Raw genomic sequence first — 16,830 nt, 5'->3', positions numbered from 1 at the left:
GCGATGTTTGCGGGTATCAGAGAAGATATAAAAAGCGTATTTGACCGTGACCCTGCGGCGCGTAGTACTTTTGAAGTGCTGACCAATTATCCGGGCCTGCATGCCATCTGGTGGCACAGGCTAAATCATAAATTGTGGCAGGCTAATCTTAAATGGCTGGCCCGTTTTTTAAGTACCATCGCCCGCTGGCTAACCGGGGTGGAAATTCATCCGGGGGCGAAAATTGGCCGCCGCTTTTTTATTGACCATGGCATGGGCGTGGTGATTGGTGAAACCGCTGAGATTGGTGACGACTGCACGCTATATCACGGTGTTACCCTCGGTGGCACCAGCTGGAACCCCGGCAAGCGCCACCCGACGCTGGCTAATGGCGTAGTCATTGGCGCGGGGGCAAAAGTGCTGGGGCCGTTACAGGTTGGTGAAAATGCCCGTATCGGTTCTAATGCGGTGGTGGTGCGGGATGTCCCGGCCGGCGCTACTGTAGTGGGTATCCCGGGCCGGGTTGTCGCCAAAGTGGCAGCAGAAGTCAGCGAGCAGCGCCAGCATCTGGCAAAGAAATTTGGCTTTGATGCTTATGCGGTATCAGCAGATAACCCCGATCCGGTAGCCAGTGCCATTGGTACCTTGCTTGATCATATTCATCTGCTGGATAATAAAGTGGCCGAGTTATGCAGCAGCGTTAACAGCCTCGGTGGCAATGTCTGTGCTGAAATGCCCGAGCTGGACTTACCGGAAGAAGACTTTAAGCGGGCCGAACTGCAGGCTGCAGAGCAGCGACGCAGAGAAGTAGAGGCGTTTGACCCGGGTATTTAAGATCCGCCGTTGCCTAATACCTGACTACCGTGCTGGGATAAATACTTGACTAAAATAGTCAGGATTGTACAATAGCCAGCATGAAGTCAGGGAGCCTGTTATGAGATTAACCTCGAAAGGTCGCTATGCTGTTACTGCCATGCTTGATGTGGCGCTGCACGCCGGGCAGGGTCCGGTGCCACTGGCCGATATTTCGGAGCGGCAGGGTATTTCGCTATCTTATCTTGAACAATTATTCGCCCGCTTGCGTAAACAAGGTTTAGTCAGCAGCGTGCGGGGGCCGGGCGGCGGTTATCAGCTTGGACTGGCACCGGAAGCCATTTCTATATCAGCGGTTATTGCCGCAGTTGATGAGTCGGTTGACGCCACACGCTGTCAGGGCAAATCAGATTGCCAGAGCGGTGCCAAGTGTCTTACCCATACACTGTGGCACGATTTAAGTGATCGGATAGAAGACTTTTTAACCAATATCAGTCTGGCGGCGCTGGTCAGCCAGCAAGATGTGCAGAATATTGCACAGCGGCAGAACAGCCGCAATGTTAAGAATCCTGCAACTGACATCAAAGTCAGTTGCCAGTTGTAAACGCATTACGGAGCCAACAATGAAGCTACCTATTTATCTGGATTATGCGGCGACCACCCCGGTTGACCCGCGTGTGGCCGAAAAAATGATGCAATACCTGACGATGGATGGCGAGTTTGGTAACCCGGCATCCCGCTCACACCGTTTCGGCTGGCAGGCCGAAGAGTCAGTGGAAATTGCCCGCAGCCAGATAGCCGAACTGGTCAATGCCGATCCGCGCGAAATCGTGTTTACCTCTGGCGCAACCGAATCAAACAACCTGGCCATTAAAGGCGCCGCCCAGTTTTATAAGAAAAAGGGCAAGCATTTAATTACCGCCAAAACCGAACATAAAGCCGTACTGGACACCATGCGCCAGCTGGAGCGTGAAGGTTTTGACGTGACTTACCTTGATGTAGAAAGCAACGGCCTGGTTGATCTGGCTAAGCTGGAAGCTGCAATGCGTCCTGAAACATCAGTGGTCAGCATTATGTTTGTCAATAACGAGATTGGTGTTATTCAGGATATCGCGGCCATTGGTGAGTTATGTCGCAGTAAAGGCATTGTTTTTCATGTCGATGCTGCCCAGGCTACCGGTAAAGTAGAGATTGACTTACAAAACCTGAAAGTCGATTTAATGTCATTCTCAGGCCACAAAACCTATGGCCCGAAAGGCATAGGCGCATTATATGTTCGCCGTAAACCGCGTATTCGCTTAGAAGCGCAGACTCACGGTGGTGGCCATGAACGCGGTATGCGTTCAGGTACCCTGGCGCCGCATCAGATTGCCGCGATGGGCGAAGCATTCCGGCTGGCCAAAGAAGAAATGGCCGCCGAACGTGAGCGGATCACTGCATTACGTGATCGGTTATGGGACGGCATCAAAGATATTGAACAGGTTTATTTAAATGGTGGTAGCGCACCACGGGTGCCGGGTATTACCAATATCAGTTTTAATTTCGTGGAAGGCGAGTCGTTGATCATGGCATTAAAAGATATTGCCGTATCTTCAGGTTCAGCCTGTACCTCAGCCAGCTTAGAGCCGTCCTATGTGTTGCGGGCGCTGGGCTTAAATGATGAGCTGGCGCATAGCTCTATCCGGTTCAGTATTGGTCGTTTTACCACTGAAGCGCAAATTGACCACACTATTAAGATTGTCCATCAGGCGATTGATAAATTACGTGAAATGTCGCCGTTATGGGACATGTTCAAAGATGGTATTGATTTAAACACAGTGGCATGGGTTGCGCATTAAGCGTAGTCCGGCCCAACGAGGTAACAGATCATGGCTTACAGCAATAAAGTAATCGATCATTATGAAAATCCACGTAACGTGGGTTCTTTCGCTAAAGATGACCCAAGCATTGCCACCGGTATGGTGGGTGCACCGGCCTGTGGTGACGTAATGAAACTGCAAATCAAAGTAAATGAGCAGGGCATTATTGAAGATGCCAAGTTTAAAACCTATGGTTGTGGCAGTGCAATCGCCTCCAGTTCTCTGGTAACCGAATGGGTTAAAGGCAAAAGTCTGGACGAAGCCCAGCAAATCAAAAATACCGATATCGCCCACGAGTTGGCGCTGCCACCGGTGAAAATTCACTGTTCTATTCTGGCGGAAGATGCGATTAAAGCGGCGATTGCTGATTATAAGCAAAAGCGCGGAGGTTAATGCGATATGGCAATATCGATGACCACAGCGGCAGCTGAAAGAGTACGTAACTTTCTGCAAAATCGCGGTAAGGGCCTGGGTTTACGGGTAGGTGTTAAAACCACCGGTTGTTCCGGCCTGGCCTATGTGCTGGAGTTTGTCGATGAGCTGAACGATGATGATCAGGTATTTGAAGAGCACGGCCTGAAGCTGATTGTCGACGGCAAAAGCCTGGTGTACATCGATGGCACCCAGCTCGACTTTGTTAAAGAGGGTCTGAACGAAGGGTTTCAGTTTAAGAACCCTAATGTTAACGGCGAATGTGGCTGCGGCGAAAGCTTTACCGTTTAATTTTCCGACTGCTGTAAGGCCGATATTAGATGAATTATTTTCAGTTGTTTGATTTGCCGGCTACCTTCGAGCTGGACTTAACTGAACTGGGCTCACGCTATCTGGCGTTACAACGCAAATTTCATCCTGACAACTATGCGGCTGCGTCTAATCGTGACCGGCTGCTGTCGGTACAGCAAACCGCCAATATTAACGATGCCTACCACAGTCTGAAACATCCGTTGCTGCGGGCCGAACATCTGTTGGCGCTGCGTGGTTTAAAAATCAGCCATGAACAGCGCAGTTTTACCGATCCGGTGTTTTTAATGCAGCAAATGGAGTTGCGGGAACAACTGGAGGACATCAGCAGCAGTGATGATCCGGACGACGCCATTATGGCGGTTGAGCAACAACTACAGCAGCAACGAAAGCAGTTATTCAGACAACTGGCCACCGCACTTGAAGCTAATACGGCTGAGCAGAACCAGCTGGCCGCGGAACTGGTGCGTAAACTCAAATTTTTCTTTAAACTGCAGCACGAGCTGGAGTTAATTGAACAGCAATTACAAGACTAAACAAAGCTATGGCGTTACTACAGATTGCAGAGCCCGGCCAGAGTGCTGCGCCCCATCAACATAAACTGGCAGCAGGTATCGATTTAGGTACTACTAATTCACTGGTGGCTGCTGTGCGCAGTGGCCAGGCCGGTACCCTGCATAATGCTGCCGGCAGCGATATGATCCCGTCGGTAGTGCGCTACGGCCCGGATAAAACTGAAGTCGGCCGGGACGCCGTCGCAGCGGCAGCAGCCGATGCCAGCAATACCATATTTTCAATAAAACGCCTGATGGGCAAAGGCTATGCTGAAACTCAGCCACTGGCTGAACTCCTACCTTATCAGTTGGTCGATCAGGGCGGTCTGGCCGCCGTTGCCACCCGCGAAGGTGTAAAAAACCCGGTTGAAGTTTCGGCTGAAATACTGGCCACCCTGGCCGATACGGCCAGTCAGGTACTGGGCGGTGAATTGAATGGTGTAGTAATTACCGTGCCGGCGTATTTCGATGATGCCCAACGTCAGGCCACCAAAGACGCGGCCAAACTGGCCGGTTTAAACGTACTGCGTTTATTAAATGAACCTACTGCGGCGGCACTAGCCTATGGCCTTGATTCCGGTCAGGAAGGGGTTATTGCGGTTTATGATTTAGGCGGTGGCACCTTTGATATTTCCATTTTACGGTTAAAGCGCGGCGTATTTGAAGTATTGGCCACCGGGGGTGACTCAGCCTTGGGTGGTGATGATTTTGATCAGATTATAGTCAGCTGGTTCCAGCAGCAAAGCGGTCAGCAGCAGTTAAGCCATACCGGCCGGCGTCAGTATTTAACCGCAGCCCGTAAGCTTAAAGAACAGTTAACCGAAAACGAGACTGCCGACTACCGCTTCAGTGCTGATGACCAGCAGCTTAGTGGTAGTCTGAGCCGCACTGAATTTGAAAACCTGTGCTCAGCACTGGTGAAAAAAACCATTCGCAGTTGCCGTCAGGTGTTACGCGATGCTGATTTAACGCCCGATGACGTTGCTAAAGTGGTGATGGTTGGCGGCTCAACCCGGGTACCGCTGGTACGCCAGTTAGTCGGCCAGTTTTTTGCGACTGAACCGTTAACATCAATTGACCCGGATAAAGTAGTTGCCCTGGGCGCTGCAATTCAGGCTAATGTGCTGGTCGGTAATAAGGCCGAGCATGAAACTCTGCTGCTGGATGTTATCCCACTATCGCTGGGCCTGGAAACGATGGGCGGCCTGACCGAAAAAGTCATTCCGCGCAATACGGTGATCCCGGTAGCCCGGGCGCAGGAATTTACCACCTTTAAAGACGGCCAGACCGCGATGGCTATTCATGTGCTGCAAGGAGAGCGCGAGCTGGTTGAAGACTGCCGCTCGCTTGCCCGCTTTGAGCTGCGCGGTATTCCGCCTATGCCGGCCGGTGGCGCCCATATTAAAGTCACCTTTCAGGTTGACGCCGATGGCTTACTTAGTGTCAGTGCCGAAGAAAAATCGACTGGTGTAGCTGCTGGTATTCAGGTTAAACCATCCTATGGCTTAACTGACGATCAGGTCGCGGCAATGATCAGTGGCTCAATGCAGCATGCCAGGCAGGATATGCAGCAGCGTTTATTGCGCGAGCAGCAGGTGGAAGCAGATCGGGTGCTGGAAGCGGTAAGCGCAGCGCTGGCTCAGGACGGCGTGCTGCTCAATGAGCAGGAGCTGGCAGAAATAGAGTCAGCCCTGACAACCTTAGCGCAAGTGCGCCAGCAGCAGGACACGGCAGCTATTAAAGCCGCCATCGAACATACCAATACTTTAACAGATGACTTTGCTGCCAGGCGCATGGATAAATCAATCCGGCAGGCCTTGCAGGGCCATAAAGTCGACGAGGTTTAACGATGCCAAAGATAGTGTTTTTACCCCACGCTGAATTATGTCCAAAGGGCGCGGCTCTGGATGCCAATACCGGCGAAACGGTGCTGGATGTGGCGCTGAAAAATGGCATTGCTATCGAGCATGCCTGTGAAAAATCCTGTGCGTGCACCACTTGTCATGTCATTGTCCGTGAAGGTTTTTTCTCATTGAATGAAAGTGACGAGCTGGAAGACGATATGCTGGATAAAGCCTGGGGGCTGGAGCCGGAATCACGACTGGGCTGTCAGGCCCGGATTGCCGATGAAGATCTGGTGGTGGAAATTCCGAAATATACCGTCAATATGGTTAGCGAAGGCCATTAGTCTGAAATAGTAGCCACTGTAGGTTTTTTCCGGCAATTAGCGTATAATTTGCCGCCTTAAAAAATTTAACCCTTTAATGACAGGAGCCTGACATGGCCTTAGAACGTACTTTTTCAATCATTAAACCCGATGCAGTAGCAAAGAACCTGATCGGTGCTATTTACCACCGTTTCGAATCAGCCGGCCTGAAAATTGTTGCTTCTAAAATGCTACACTTAAGCCAGGAACAAGCTGAAGGTTTCTACGGCGAGCATAAAGAGCGTCCGTTTTTCAAAGCGCTGGTAAGCTTTATGACGTCTGGCCCGGTGATGGTTCAGGTATTAGAGGGTGAAGATGCTGTGCGTAAAAACCGCGAAATTATGGGTGCAACTAACCCGAAAGACGCCTTAGCCGGTACCTTACGTGCCGACTATGCCGACAGCATTGATGAAAATGCTGTTCACGGTTCTGATGCTGCCGCGTCTGCTGCCCGTGAAATTGCATTTTTCTTCACTGAAAATGAGCTGTGCAGCCGTACCCGTTAATTCCGGGGAACGATGCTGTGTAGGCTGAAGGAAAGGGGCGTCAGCCCCTTTTTTTTCAAAGTAAGATACTGTTTGTAATAGTGAGTTATTGATAGGTGTCAGCAGGAGTCATCAGGGTATGAACAAGCCGCTAAACAAGGTAAATTTGTTAGATTTTACCCGTGCTCAAATGCAGGAGTTTTTTGTCTCCCTTGGTGAAAAACCGTTTCGGGCCGATCAGGTAATGAAATGGATTTACCACTTCTGTGTCGATGATTTCGACAAGATGACCAATATCAATAAAACACTGCGCGATAAATTAAAAACGCTGGCAGTCATTGCTGCACCTGAAGTGGTAACCCGCCAGGACAGCAGTGACGGCACTATCAAATTTGTAATGGGGCTGGCTGGCGGTCAGGAAGTGGAAACAGTCTGGATCCCGGAAAAAGACCGGCGCACCCTCTGTGTTTCATCGCAGGTTGGCTGCGCGCTGGACTGTACCTTTTGCTCGACCGCGCAGCAGGGTTTTAACCGTAACCTCAGTGTCAGTGAAATTATCGGCCAGGTCTGGCGGGTAGCGCAGATTATTGGCAGTTACGGCGATACCGGCGAAAAACCGGTGACTAACGTCGTGATGATGGGCATGGGCGAACCGCTGTTAAACCTGAATAATGTGGTACCGGCGATGGAACTGATGCTGGAAGACTTCGGTTTTGGTTTGTCGAAACGCCGGGTCACCTTAAGTACCTCTGGTGTGGTACCTGCGCTGGATTTACTCCGCGAGCGGATTGATGTGGCGTTGGCTATCTCCTTGCACGCCCCGAATAATGCGTTGCGGGATGAGCTGGTACCGGTGAATAAAAAATACCCGATGGAGCAGTTTTTAGCGGCCTCACGTCGTTATGTCGAGAACTCTAAGGCCAATGACAAGGTCACAGTAGAGTATGTTATGCTCGATGGCATCAACGACAGCATGGAACAGGCGCATGAGTTAGCGCAGGCATTGCAAGATACGCCGGCAAAGATTAATCTTATCCCCTTTAATCCGTATCCGGGCTCACCTTATAAAAGGTCCAGCAATTCGCGGATTGACCGTTTTAACAAGGTGTTACAACAGCACGGTTTTACTGTTATGGTACGGAAAACCCGGGGCGATGATATCGATGCAGCCTGTGGCCAGTTGGTAGGCGATGTGATTGATCGAACCAAGAGACTGATAAAGAAGCAGCAGAAAGGCCAGCCTATTCTGGTTAAAATGCTGCCGTAACCCAAGGGATGACCAGTGGTAATGCAGAAATTTTCGGTTGGGCTCGCACTCTGTGTGTCATTAACCCTGACGGCGTGCGTATCAGAAAGCAGTTATGTCGGGTCTGACCGCCAGGTTGGTGAACGAAGTCTTGATAACAGCGAGGCTGCCCGTACCCGTATTTCTCTGGGCTTAAATTATCTGCGTCGTGGCGATACCACTCAGGCGAAATACAATTTAGAGCGTGCCAAAGCCTTTGCCCCGGATTTACCTGAAGTGTATAACGCCCTGGCATTTTATTATCAGAGTGTTGGTGAGCATGTCCAGGCAGAAGATGCTTACAAACAGGCACTGAATAAAGACAGTGATAACGCTGATGCTTACAATAACTATGGCGCCTTTCTGTGCCAGATTGGCAAATATGACGAAGCGGAACAACTGCTGCTAACCGCCATCTCAAGGCCGGGTTATATCCGGGTAGCAGAAAGCTATGAAAATCTGGCCCTGTGTCAGCTGGATCAGCAAGGCTTCAGTAAAGCAAAAACCTTTCTTGAATCTTCAGTTTCACACAATGGCACCCGCATCAGCTCGCTGATTAACTTAGCTGCGCTTAACTATGCGATGGGCGACAATGTTGGGGCCAAAATTTCACTACAGCGGATCCAGCGCTTAGGCCGGGTTTCTGCCCGCAGCACCCTGCTGAATTATCTGGTGGCAGAAAAGCAGGGCGATATCAGTACCATGAAACACGCTGAGCAGCTGTTACTGACCCTGTATATTGATACCCCGGAAGCCAGGATGCTGTTGCAGCAACGATTGCTGGAAAGTGAGTTTGAACAGTTACGTGAACAATACAAATTAAGCCTGATGGCGAATATCGTGTTGCCTGACAGCACGCTAACCGACGTGGTGCCAACCGGCCCGGTTGCCAACCCAAGATTAAGAGTGGTCAGACGGAAGACACCCGGGCAGTCAACATCTGACGAAGAACCTGTTGAGCAACCTTCGTCGCAAATGGCGCAGAAGGCAGCGCGGGCGGCAACTGCGGCCAGCTCTGTCAGTAGTCAGGCTATTGCCGGTGCCCTGGTAACCAGTGAGCCGACTGCTGACGACGAAGCCGCGCTGGAAGCACTGGCCGCGCAACAACGTGCAGACAAGCAAGCCGCCGAGACCGCCAGCCAACTGGCAGCAAAACAGGCCGCAGAGCAACAAGCTATAGCTGACGAATTAGCCGCGAGGCAATTAGCAGAGCAGCAGCGAGCTGAGCAATTAGCAGCAGAGCAGTTGGCAGCTGAGCAATTAGCAGCAGAACAACTAGCCGCTGATAAATTGGCTGCCGAGCAACGGGTAACCGATCAGCAGGCTGCTGACGAAATTGCCGCCAACCAACTGGCAGAGCAGCAAGCTGAAAACCCGGCAAAGCAGCCAATAGCTGAACAGCGGGCCGCAGATGCTGCCCCGGCACAAATCGCCGGAGAACTACCTGAGCAGAGCAACGCCAGTCAGCTGGTGTTAGCCGCAACGCCACCGCTGAGCCTGCCGGCCGAAACGGTATTAGCTGAACCGGCTGCAGCTACCGTTGCTGCATCGGCAGGATCAACCGATTCAGCAGCAGACATTGCAGCAGCAAAGGTTGTAGCAGAAAACACAGCTGTGACAGAGATCAGCCCTCCAGCAGAGCTGCCGGCAGAATTTCATATCGTGCAGGAAGGCGAGTCACTGTATGCCATTTCGGTAGCGCATAATATCAGGCTGGCCAGATTAATGGAGTGGAACCAGCTGACTCCTGAATCCGTGATTAAAACCGGCCAGCGGATCTGGCTGGCTGAAGTTGGCGATGAGCATTTGCAGCAACAGCAAACGGTTGCCAGGCTGGCAGAGTTCAGTGAGCCTGTTGATGCTTCAGAGCCTTACCATCAGGTTGCCGCAGGCGAAACCATGTTCGGAATTTCATACCGGTATAATATCCGCCTGGAACGCTTTATGGCCTGGAATAACCTGACTGAGCAAAGCAAGCTACAGGTTGGTCAGCAGGTGCTTGTTATCGACCCGGCCAATATTGAACCATGAGCACTACAGACGCTCCAGCCACTACAGCACTGACGGCTGGTCAGTTATTACGCCAGGCCCGTGAGCAACGTAATATGAGCGATGCAGACGTGGCATTGCAGTTAAATTTACGCCTGGCTCTGGTGCAACAGATCGAAGCGGATCAACTTGACAGTTCAATCCTGATAACCTTTGTCCGTGGCTATCTGCGAGCCTATGCCCGGCTGGTTAAACTGCCAGAGCAGCAGGTGTTGCAGGCGTTTGAGCAACAGAATGCCGGCAATGCTGAGCCTTCTAAACCGATGCAGACCTTCTCCAATCGAACCGGCCATCAGGCAACGGAAAACCGCTTTATGTGGTTGACCTATGCCATCGGTTTTATATTGGTGCTGATGCTGGTGTTGTGGTGGTGGCAGACTACCAGCCCCGGTGCAGGTGACGCATCGCAGCCGCCAGCAGCTGCAGCTACTACCGACAGTTTGCTGGCTACTGACAACAGTTCCAACAGCATCAATAGTTCAGATAGCTCAGAGAATTCTGAGAATTCAGAGAGCTCAGACACTGCAGTTATAACCCCGGACAATGTGGCTGCCGGCAGCAATAACGCTGCTGCCGTTGTTGACAGTCAGGCTGATTTTATGGCTTCACAAACCCTGCCGTCCCTGACCAGCGAGCCGTTAGCTGAAGAGGTTCCTGCGGCCCAGCAAGATGTGATCACGATGAATTTCCAGGATAACTGCTGGATAGATGTGCTGGATGCTGATGGCAACCGTATTGCCTATGGTACCAAGGAAGCAGGTTACCAGATGACGGTAAGCGGCAAGGCACCCTTTGTGGTAACCCTGGGAAACCCCAGTGTGGTGCGGATAACTTTGAATAATCAACCTTTTGACATGTCATCGCTGCCTGATGGCAGAGTGGCTAAATTTACCCTGGCGGAACCTGACTAATCATGTTTGCTGACAATCCTATTACCCGGCGCTTAAGTACGCAAATCCATGTAGGTAGTGTTGCCATTGGTGGTGATGCGCCTATTGCCGTGCAATCAATGACCAACACCCGGACAACCGATGTGGCCGCGACGCTGGCGCAGATAAAGGCTATTGCCGATGCCGGTGCTGATCTGGTCAGAGTATCGGTGCCCACCATGGAGGCCGCCGAAGCGTTTAAGCTGATCAAACAACAAGCAACCATTCCACTGGTGGCGGATATTCATTTCGATTACCGCATAGCCTTGAAAGTAGCAGAATACGGTGCTGACTGTCTGCGGATAAACCCGGGCAATATTGGCCGCGAGGATCGGATCCGTGCCGTGGTGGATAGTGCCCGTGATCATAATATTCCGATCAGGATCGGCGTAAATGGCGGTTCACTGGAAGCTGATATTCAGGAAAAATATACCGAGCCAACCCCCGAGGCCCTGGTGGAATCAGCGATGCGCCATGTTGAAATTCTGGACAGGCTGAATTTCGACCAGTTTAAAGTCAGCGTCAAAGCCTCAGATGTGTTTCTGGCGGTAGGCGCTTACCGGCTGCTGGCCAAACAGATTAAACAACCGCTGCACCTGGGGATAACCGAAGCTGGTGGTGCCCGTGCCGGTGCCGTTAAGTCGGCAATTGGTTTGGGTATGCTACTGGCAGAAGGGATAGGTGACACGCTGCGTATTTCGCTGGCGGCCGATCCGGTTGAAGAAGTGAAAGTCGCGTTCGATATTCTAAAGTCACTGCGTATTCGCCAGCGCGGTATCAATTTTATCGCCTGCCCCAGCTGTTCGCGGCAGGAGTTTGATGTTATCAAAACCATGAATGAACTGGAGCAACGGCTGGAAGATATTGTCGAGCCATTAACGGTGTCAGTTATTGGCTGCGTAGTGAATGGTCCGGGCGAAGCGCTGATTTCAGACTTAGGCGTAGCGGGTGCTAATCGCAAAAGTGGCTTTTATTTAAATGGCCAGCGCCAGAAACTGCGGCTGGACAATAACAACATTGCAGAGCAGTTGGAGCAGCAGGTACGCCAGTATCTGGTGGCCCGGGAGCAGCTGATTGGCATAAAACAACTGGATTAATAGCGCGGCGGTTTGGTGTTATTAACGATACCTCTTATAATCGGCCGGTTTTTAGTATGGCAGTGAGAATTTAATTTTGGCAAAAAATATTCAGGCAATACGTGGCATGAACGATTGCCTGCCACAGGATACGCCGTTATGGCAGCATCTGGAGCAGGTATTGCGTAGTACCGTCGCCCGCTTTGGCTACAGCGAAATTCGCTTTCCTATCGTTGAGATGACTGAGTTGTTTAAGCGCTCTATCGGCGAAGTGACCGATATTGTAGAAAAAGAAATGTACACCTTTGCGGATCGTAATGGCGACAGCCTGACGTTGCGCCCGGAAGGCACAGCCTGTTGTGTCAGGGCCGGCAACGAGCATGGCTTGCTGTACAATCAGGAACAACGGCTGTGGTATATGGGGCCGATGTTCCGGCATGAGCGGCCGCAAAAAGGCCGGTACCGCCAGTTTCATCAGTTCGGGCTGGAAGCCTTTGGCATTGCCAGCAGTGATATTGATGCTGAAGTGATTATGCTGACCGCGAATTTATGGCAGCAACTGGGGCTGGCACCTTATGTCAGTTTGCAACTGAATTCACTGGGCTCAAATGAGGCCCGGGCGGTTTACCGTGACGCACTGGTAGCGTATCTGGAGCAGCATAAGTCGCAGCTAGATGAAGACAGTCTGCGCCGGATGCACAGTAACCCCCTTCGGGTGCTGGACAGTAAAAATCTGGCATTAGCTGAGGTTGTCGCAGCTGCGCCGCAATTAAGTGATTATCTTGATCCGGACTCAGCAGAACATTTCAGCCAGTTAAAACGCCGGCTTGATGCCGCAGGGATTGCTTATACGGTTAACCCGACTCTGGTACGCGGCCTTGATTACTACAATAAAACCGTGTTCGAGTGGGTTACCACCGAGCTGGGCGCCCAGGGAACGGTATGCGCCGGTGGCCGCTATGACGGCCTGGTAGAACAACTTGGCGGCAAAGCCACGCCGGCAGTAGGTTTTGCTCTTGGTATGGAGCGGCTGGTGTTATTGCTGCAAACCTTGCAGTTGGTAACCTTGCCTGAGGCAACTGCGGATATTTATCTGATGCCAATGGGAGAGGCCGCGGAACTTGCAGCCATTGCGATTGCCGAACAGCTGCGTAGCGAGTTAGCGCCAAAACGTGTTATCTTGCACTGCGGCGGTGGCAACCTGAAAAAGCAAATGAAACGGGCTGATAAATCCGGCGCGGAAATTGGGTTAATTCTTGGTGCAGATGAACTGGCCCGCGGCGAAATAACCCTGAAATGGCTGCGGCAGGATAAGCCTCAACAAACGCTGACCCTGACCGGGTTAGCGCAGTTGCTATCTGCAGCGGTTCAGCAGGATTTAAGTTAAATACTGTAAACAGTACTGGCAGAGAACGGCTCTCTGGCGTTTAGCAGCGGGTACTTAATCGGATAAGCAGGATATTACGGAGTAGTAACATTGGAAATTTACAGCAGCGAAGAACAACAGGTAGAAGCCATTAAGCGCTTTTGGAACGACTACGGTAAAGCCATTTTAGCAGGCGTGACCATCGGTCTGGCTGGGTTGTACGGCTGGCGCTATTTTCAGGCAGAGCAACGCGAACAGGCCGAGCAGGTATCAGCCGAGTATAGCCAGTTGCTTGAACAGCAGCAAACCGAAGGCAGTGACTGGTTAGCCAGCGCCCAGGGATTTATTGATGCCCAAAGTGACACCAGCTATGCCGTATTCGCAGCGCTGCTGGCCGCCCGCGAGGCAATTGACAGTCAGCAGCTTGCAGTTGCTGCTGAGCATTTAAGTTGGGTGATGAATAACGCCAAAGATACTCCGGTCCAGGCTATTGCCCAGTTGCGGCTGGCACGGGTGCAGCGTGAGCAGGGCAACTATGCTGATGCGCTGACAACATTGCAAAAGCCGGTCCCTGCCAGTTTTGCTGGCCAGCAGGCCGAGTTAAAAGGCGATGTTTTGCAGTTAACCGGTGAGTTAGCCCAGGCAAAGGCGGCGTATCAGCAAGCATTAGCCAGCAGCGAGCAAGCCCAGCCGTTATTACAGGTAAAACTGGATGAATTGGCACATATTACAGCCAGTTAACAAGGGGTAGGCGTGAAATTATTCGGAAAAATTACAGCGGCCGTTGTCGTGGCGCTGGTGTTAACTGCCTGTTCCAGTAAAGAAAAACTGGTGCTGCCTGATGTCCAGAACAGCATTAACCCGGAAAAGGTCTGGCAAAGCAAAGTCGGTAAAGGCGTTGCCCATTATGAGTCAGGTTTAACGCCGGCTATTGTTGGTGACAAAGTGTATGCTGCCAGCCGTGATGGCATTGTTGTGGCTAAAAACCTCAGTAACGGCCGCACTATCTGGAGTTTTGACTTACGCGATGAAGGCAACAGCTCATTACTGGCCCGGTTTAGCGGTGAAACCGCCCGGATTGCCGGCGGCGTCACCTTTGCCAATGATAAATTGTATCTGGGTACAGAAGATGGCGAAGTGTTTGCGCTAAACGCTGAAAACGGCCAGTTGCTGTGGCGTGCTGCGGTCAGCGGAGAAGTTATCGCCAGTCCGGCAGCTGGCGATGGCCTCGTCGTGGTGACAACGACTGCCGGCACTTTAATAGCTCTGGATCCGGAGACCGGTGAACAGCGCTGGTTTTTTGAAGATGAGCAGCCGCCGCTGACCATTCGTGGCGTCAGCGAGCCGGTGATCGAGGCCGGTGGCGTGATTTACGGTAGCGGCACAGGCCGGGTTGGTGTGCTGATTGCTGAGCGCGGCTATCAGGCCTGGGAAGAAGTTATCGCTACCCCGCAGGGCAGTACTGATTTATCCCGGTTGGTTGATGTTGATGCAAAACCTATCGTCATTGCCGGCACGTTATATACCATTGCCTATAATGGCGAACTGGTAGCGATGGAGCTGCGAAGTGGCCGCCAGATCTGGAAACGTGATTATGCCAGTTTCCGCAACATGGCGGTTGCCGGCAATATTTTATATCTGGTTGACTCTACCGGCGGTATCTATGCAGTAGACCGGCGCAATGGCAGTGAAGTCTGGGGCCAGCAGGGCTTGCAGCGGCACTTTTTAACCGGACCGACTGTTTATAAAGACTATCTGGTGGTAGGTGATAATAAAGGCAATCTGCACTGGCTGAACCGGGAAACCGGCGAGTTTGTTGCACGTCAGAGTTTCGATAGCTCTGGTTTTTATCGCCAGGCTGTGGCAACTGATGACTATCTGTTAGTGACAAGCCGCAATGGTGAGCTAGTCTTATTACAAGTACCTTAACCGGTACCCTAGGCATATAACTGAAGGAACAGGCCTGATTAGGCCTGTTTTCTTATTTTGAGGTTGACTGAATGTTACCTGTAGTGGCCCTGGTGGGGCGCGCCAATGTTGGCAAATCCACACTGTTTAATCGTTTAACCCGCACCCGCGACGCTCTGGTTGCCGACTTTCCTGGCTTAACCCGGGACCGTAAATATGGCTCGGTCAATTTCGAAGGCCTGGAGTTTATCGTGGTTGATACCGGCGGTATTGACGGCAATGAGCAAGGCATTGAAGTAGAAATGGCCGAGCAGTCGCTCAAAGCTATTGCTGAAGCTGATGTGGTGCTATTTATGGTAGATGCCCGGGCAGGCGCCACCGTAGGTGACAGCGCTATTGCCGCCCATATTCGCCGGGTAGAAAAACCGGTGTTTCTGGTGGCTAATAAAACAGACGGCCTGGATGCCGATACGGCTATTGCCGATTTCTATAGCCTGGGTGTCGGTGAGGTGTATCCGATAGCCGCCGCCCATGGCCGCGGCGTGTCATCGCTGCTGCAGCATGCGTTATTGCCTTTTCTGGCTGATAGCGTAAAGGCAGGTGCTGACAGTGCTGCTGAAGCAGATGCCGGCCCGGCACTGGAAACCCTGACTGAAGAGCAGGCTGATGCAGAGGCGGCAAGACTCCGCAGCGAGCATATTAAACTGGCGATTGTCGGCCGGCCAAATGTTGGTAAGTCTACCCTGACTAACCGGATATTGGGCGAGGAGCGGGTTGTGGTATTCGATATGCCAGGCACCACCCGTGACTCGGTGTTTATTCCGATGCAGCGCAACGAGCGGAACTACACGCTGATTGATACGGCCGGGGTGCGCCGCCGCGGCAAAATTGATGACATGGTAGAGAAGTTCTCGGTGATCAAAACCCTGCAGGCCATTGAAGAGGCTAATGTGGTGTTGCTGGTGCTGGATGCCCGTCAGGGCATTTCCGATCAGGATTTAAGTATTCTGGGTTTTGCGTTAAATGCCGGTCGCTCGTTAGTTATTGCCGTCAATAAATGGGATGGCCTGAATGACAGTATTAAAGACGAAGTAAAGCGTGAGCTGGACCGCCGCTTAGGCTTTATTGATTTTGCCCGCTTACATTTTATCTCGGCGTTACATGGCTCCGGTGTCGGCAACTTGTTTGAGTCGGTGGAAGAAGCGTTCGATTCGGCCACCAAACGGGTCAGTACCTCATTGCTTACCCGCATTATGAAAATGGCGCAGGAAGATCATCAGCCCCCCATGGTCCATGGCCGCCGCGTTAAACTGAAATACGCCCATGCCGGTGGCTATAATCCGCCAATTATTGTCATTCACGGTAACCAGGTAAAAGACTTACCCGATTCTTATAAACGCTATCTGATGAACTATTATCGTAAGGCGTTGCAAATGATGGGTACGCCGGTCCGGGTCGAATTCCGCGAAGGGGAAAACCCCTTTACCCCGACCAAGAAAAACACCGAAACCGCGCTGCAGAAATACAAGCGTGAGCGGTTAATGAAGGCGCGCCAGAAAGTGGCGAAAAAAGATTAACAG

At 51.7% G+C, this 16,830-nt stretch carries 17 protein-coding genes; all 17 read left to right on the top strand.

All coding sequences use genetic code 11. From position 1 onward, the window contains the following. Positions 1–3: 3 nt before the first annotated feature. The 17 genes from cysE (at position 4) to der (ending at position 16,827) form a co-directional block, all read left to right on the top strand. A complete protein-coding gene (gene cysE / locus R3187_RS07080; protein ID WP_318965987.1) occupies positions 4–813 on the top strand; it encodes a serine O-acetyltransferase in 810 nt (269 codons plus the stop codon). A gap of 100 nt (positions 814–913) precedes the next feature. Continuing rightward, on the top strand, positions 914–1,396 hold the full coding sequence (gene iscR / locus R3187_RS07075) for a Fe-S cluster assembly transcriptional regulator IscR (protein ID WP_318965986.1): 483 nt from the start codon (positions 914–916) through the stop codon (positions 1,394–1,396). A gap of 19 nt (positions 1,397–1,415) precedes the next feature. Continuing rightward, complete coding sequence (locus R3187_RS07070; protein WP_318965985.1) at positions 1,416–2,630, top strand: IscS subfamily cysteine desulfurase; 1,215 nt, start codon at positions 1,416–1,418, stop codon at positions 2,628–2,630. A 30-nt stretch (positions 2,631–2,660) separates the two neighbouring features. Next, a complete protein-coding gene (gene iscU / locus R3187_RS07065; protein ID WP_019675682.1) occupies positions 2,661–3,044 on the top strand; it encodes a Fe-S cluster assembly scaffold IscU in 384 nt (127 codons plus the stop codon). A gap of 6 nt (positions 3,045–3,050) precedes the next feature. Next, positions 3,051–3,374 (top strand): iron-sulfur cluster assembly protein IscA, encoded by a 324-nt coding sequence (gene iscA / locus R3187_RS07060; RefSeq protein ID WP_217669865.1) that lies wholly within the window; start codon positions 3,051–3,053, stop codon positions 3,372–3,374. A 29-nt stretch (positions 3,375–3,403) separates the two neighbouring features. Further along, on the top strand, positions 3,404–3,928 hold the full coding sequence (hscB, locus tag R3187_RS07055) for a co-chaperone HscB (RefSeq protein ID WP_318965984.1): 525 nt from the start codon (positions 3,404–3,406) through the stop codon (positions 3,926–3,928). Between the two features lie 8 nt (positions 3,929–3,936). After that, complete coding sequence (gene hscA / locus R3187_RS07050; protein ID WP_318965983.1) at positions 3,937–5,793, top strand: Fe-S protein assembly chaperone HscA; 1,857 nt, start codon at positions 3,937–3,939, stop codon at positions 5,791–5,793. 2 nt (positions 5,794–5,795) lie between these two features. Then, positions 5,796–6,134 (top strand): ISC system 2Fe-2S type ferredoxin, encoded by a 339-nt coding sequence (gene fdx / locus R3187_RS07045; protein ID WP_318965982.1) that lies wholly within the window; start codon positions 5,796–5,798, stop codon positions 6,132–6,134. Positions 6,135–6,226: 92 nt separating this feature from the next. After that, positions 6,227–6,658 (top strand): nucleoside-diphosphate kinase, encoded by a 432-nt coding sequence (gene ndk / locus R3187_RS07040; protein ID WP_318965981.1) that lies wholly within the window; start codon positions 6,227–6,229, stop codon positions 6,656–6,658. A gap of 118 nt (positions 6,659–6,776) precedes the next feature. Further along, positions 6,777–7,904, top strand: coding sequence for a bifunctional tRNA (adenosine(37)-C2)-methyltransferase TrmG/ribosomal RNA large subunit methyltransferase RlmN (locus R3187_RS07035; RefSeq protein ID WP_318965980.1), 1,128 nt, complete (start codon positions 6,777–6,779; stop codon positions 7,902–7,904). A gap of 21 nt (positions 7,905–7,925) precedes the next feature. After that, positions 7,926–9,953, top strand: coding sequence for a type IV pilus biogenesis/stability protein PilW (gene pilW, locus R3187_RS07030; RefSeq protein ID WP_318965979.1), 2,028 nt, complete (start codon positions 7,926–7,928; stop codon positions 9,951–9,953). Then, the gene (locus R3187_RS07025) at positions 9,950–10,882 is read left to right on the top strand and encodes a RodZ domain-containing protein (protein WP_318965978.1); all 933 of its coding nucleotides are present in this window, start codon (positions 9,950–9,952) and stop codon (positions 10,880–10,882) included. Before pilW ends, R3187_RS07025 begins: the two co-directional genes overlap by 4 nt. Positions 10,883–10,884: 2 nt before the next feature. Next, positions 10,885–11,997 (top strand): flavodoxin-dependent (E)-4-hydroxy-3-methylbut-2-enyl-diphosphate synthase, encoded by a 1,113-nt coding sequence (ispG, locus tag R3187_RS07020; RefSeq protein WP_318965977.1) that lies wholly within the window; start codon positions 10,885–10,887, stop codon positions 11,995–11,997. 76 nt (positions 11,998–12,073) lie between these two features. Further along, entirely contained in the window at positions 12,074–13,363 is a 1,290-nt protein-coding gene (hisS, locus tag R3187_RS07015) for a histidine--tRNA ligase (protein ID WP_318965976.1), read from the top strand. 90 nt (positions 13,364–13,453) lie between these two features. Beyond that, on the top strand, positions 13,454–14,083 hold the full coding sequence (locus R3187_RS07010) for a YfgM family protein (RefSeq protein WP_318965975.1): 630 nt from the start codon (positions 13,454–13,456) through the stop codon (positions 14,081–14,083). Between the two features lie 12 nt (positions 14,084–14,095). Continuing rightward, positions 14,096–15,271 carry an outer membrane protein assembly factor BamB gene (gene bamB, locus R3187_RS07005; RefSeq protein ID WP_318965974.1) on the top strand — a complete coding sequence of 392 codons (1,176 nt, stop codon included), beginning with the start codon at positions 14,096–14,098 and terminating at the stop codon, positions 15,269–15,271. Between the two features lie 71 nt (positions 15,272–15,342). Further along, positions 15,343–16,827 (top strand): ribosome biogenesis GTPase Der, encoded by a 1,485-nt coding sequence (gene der / locus R3187_RS07000; RefSeq protein WP_318965973.1) that lies wholly within the window; start codon positions 15,343–15,345, stop codon positions 16,825–16,827. Positions 16,828–16,830: the final 3 nt, after the last annotated feature.

The organism is Arsukibacterium sp. (assembly GCF_033721375.1).
Lineage (GTDB): Bacteria > Pseudomonadota > Gammaproteobacteria > Enterobacterales > Alteromonadaceae > Alishewanella.
This window is presented reverse-complemented; position numbering and strand designations above follow the sequence as displayed.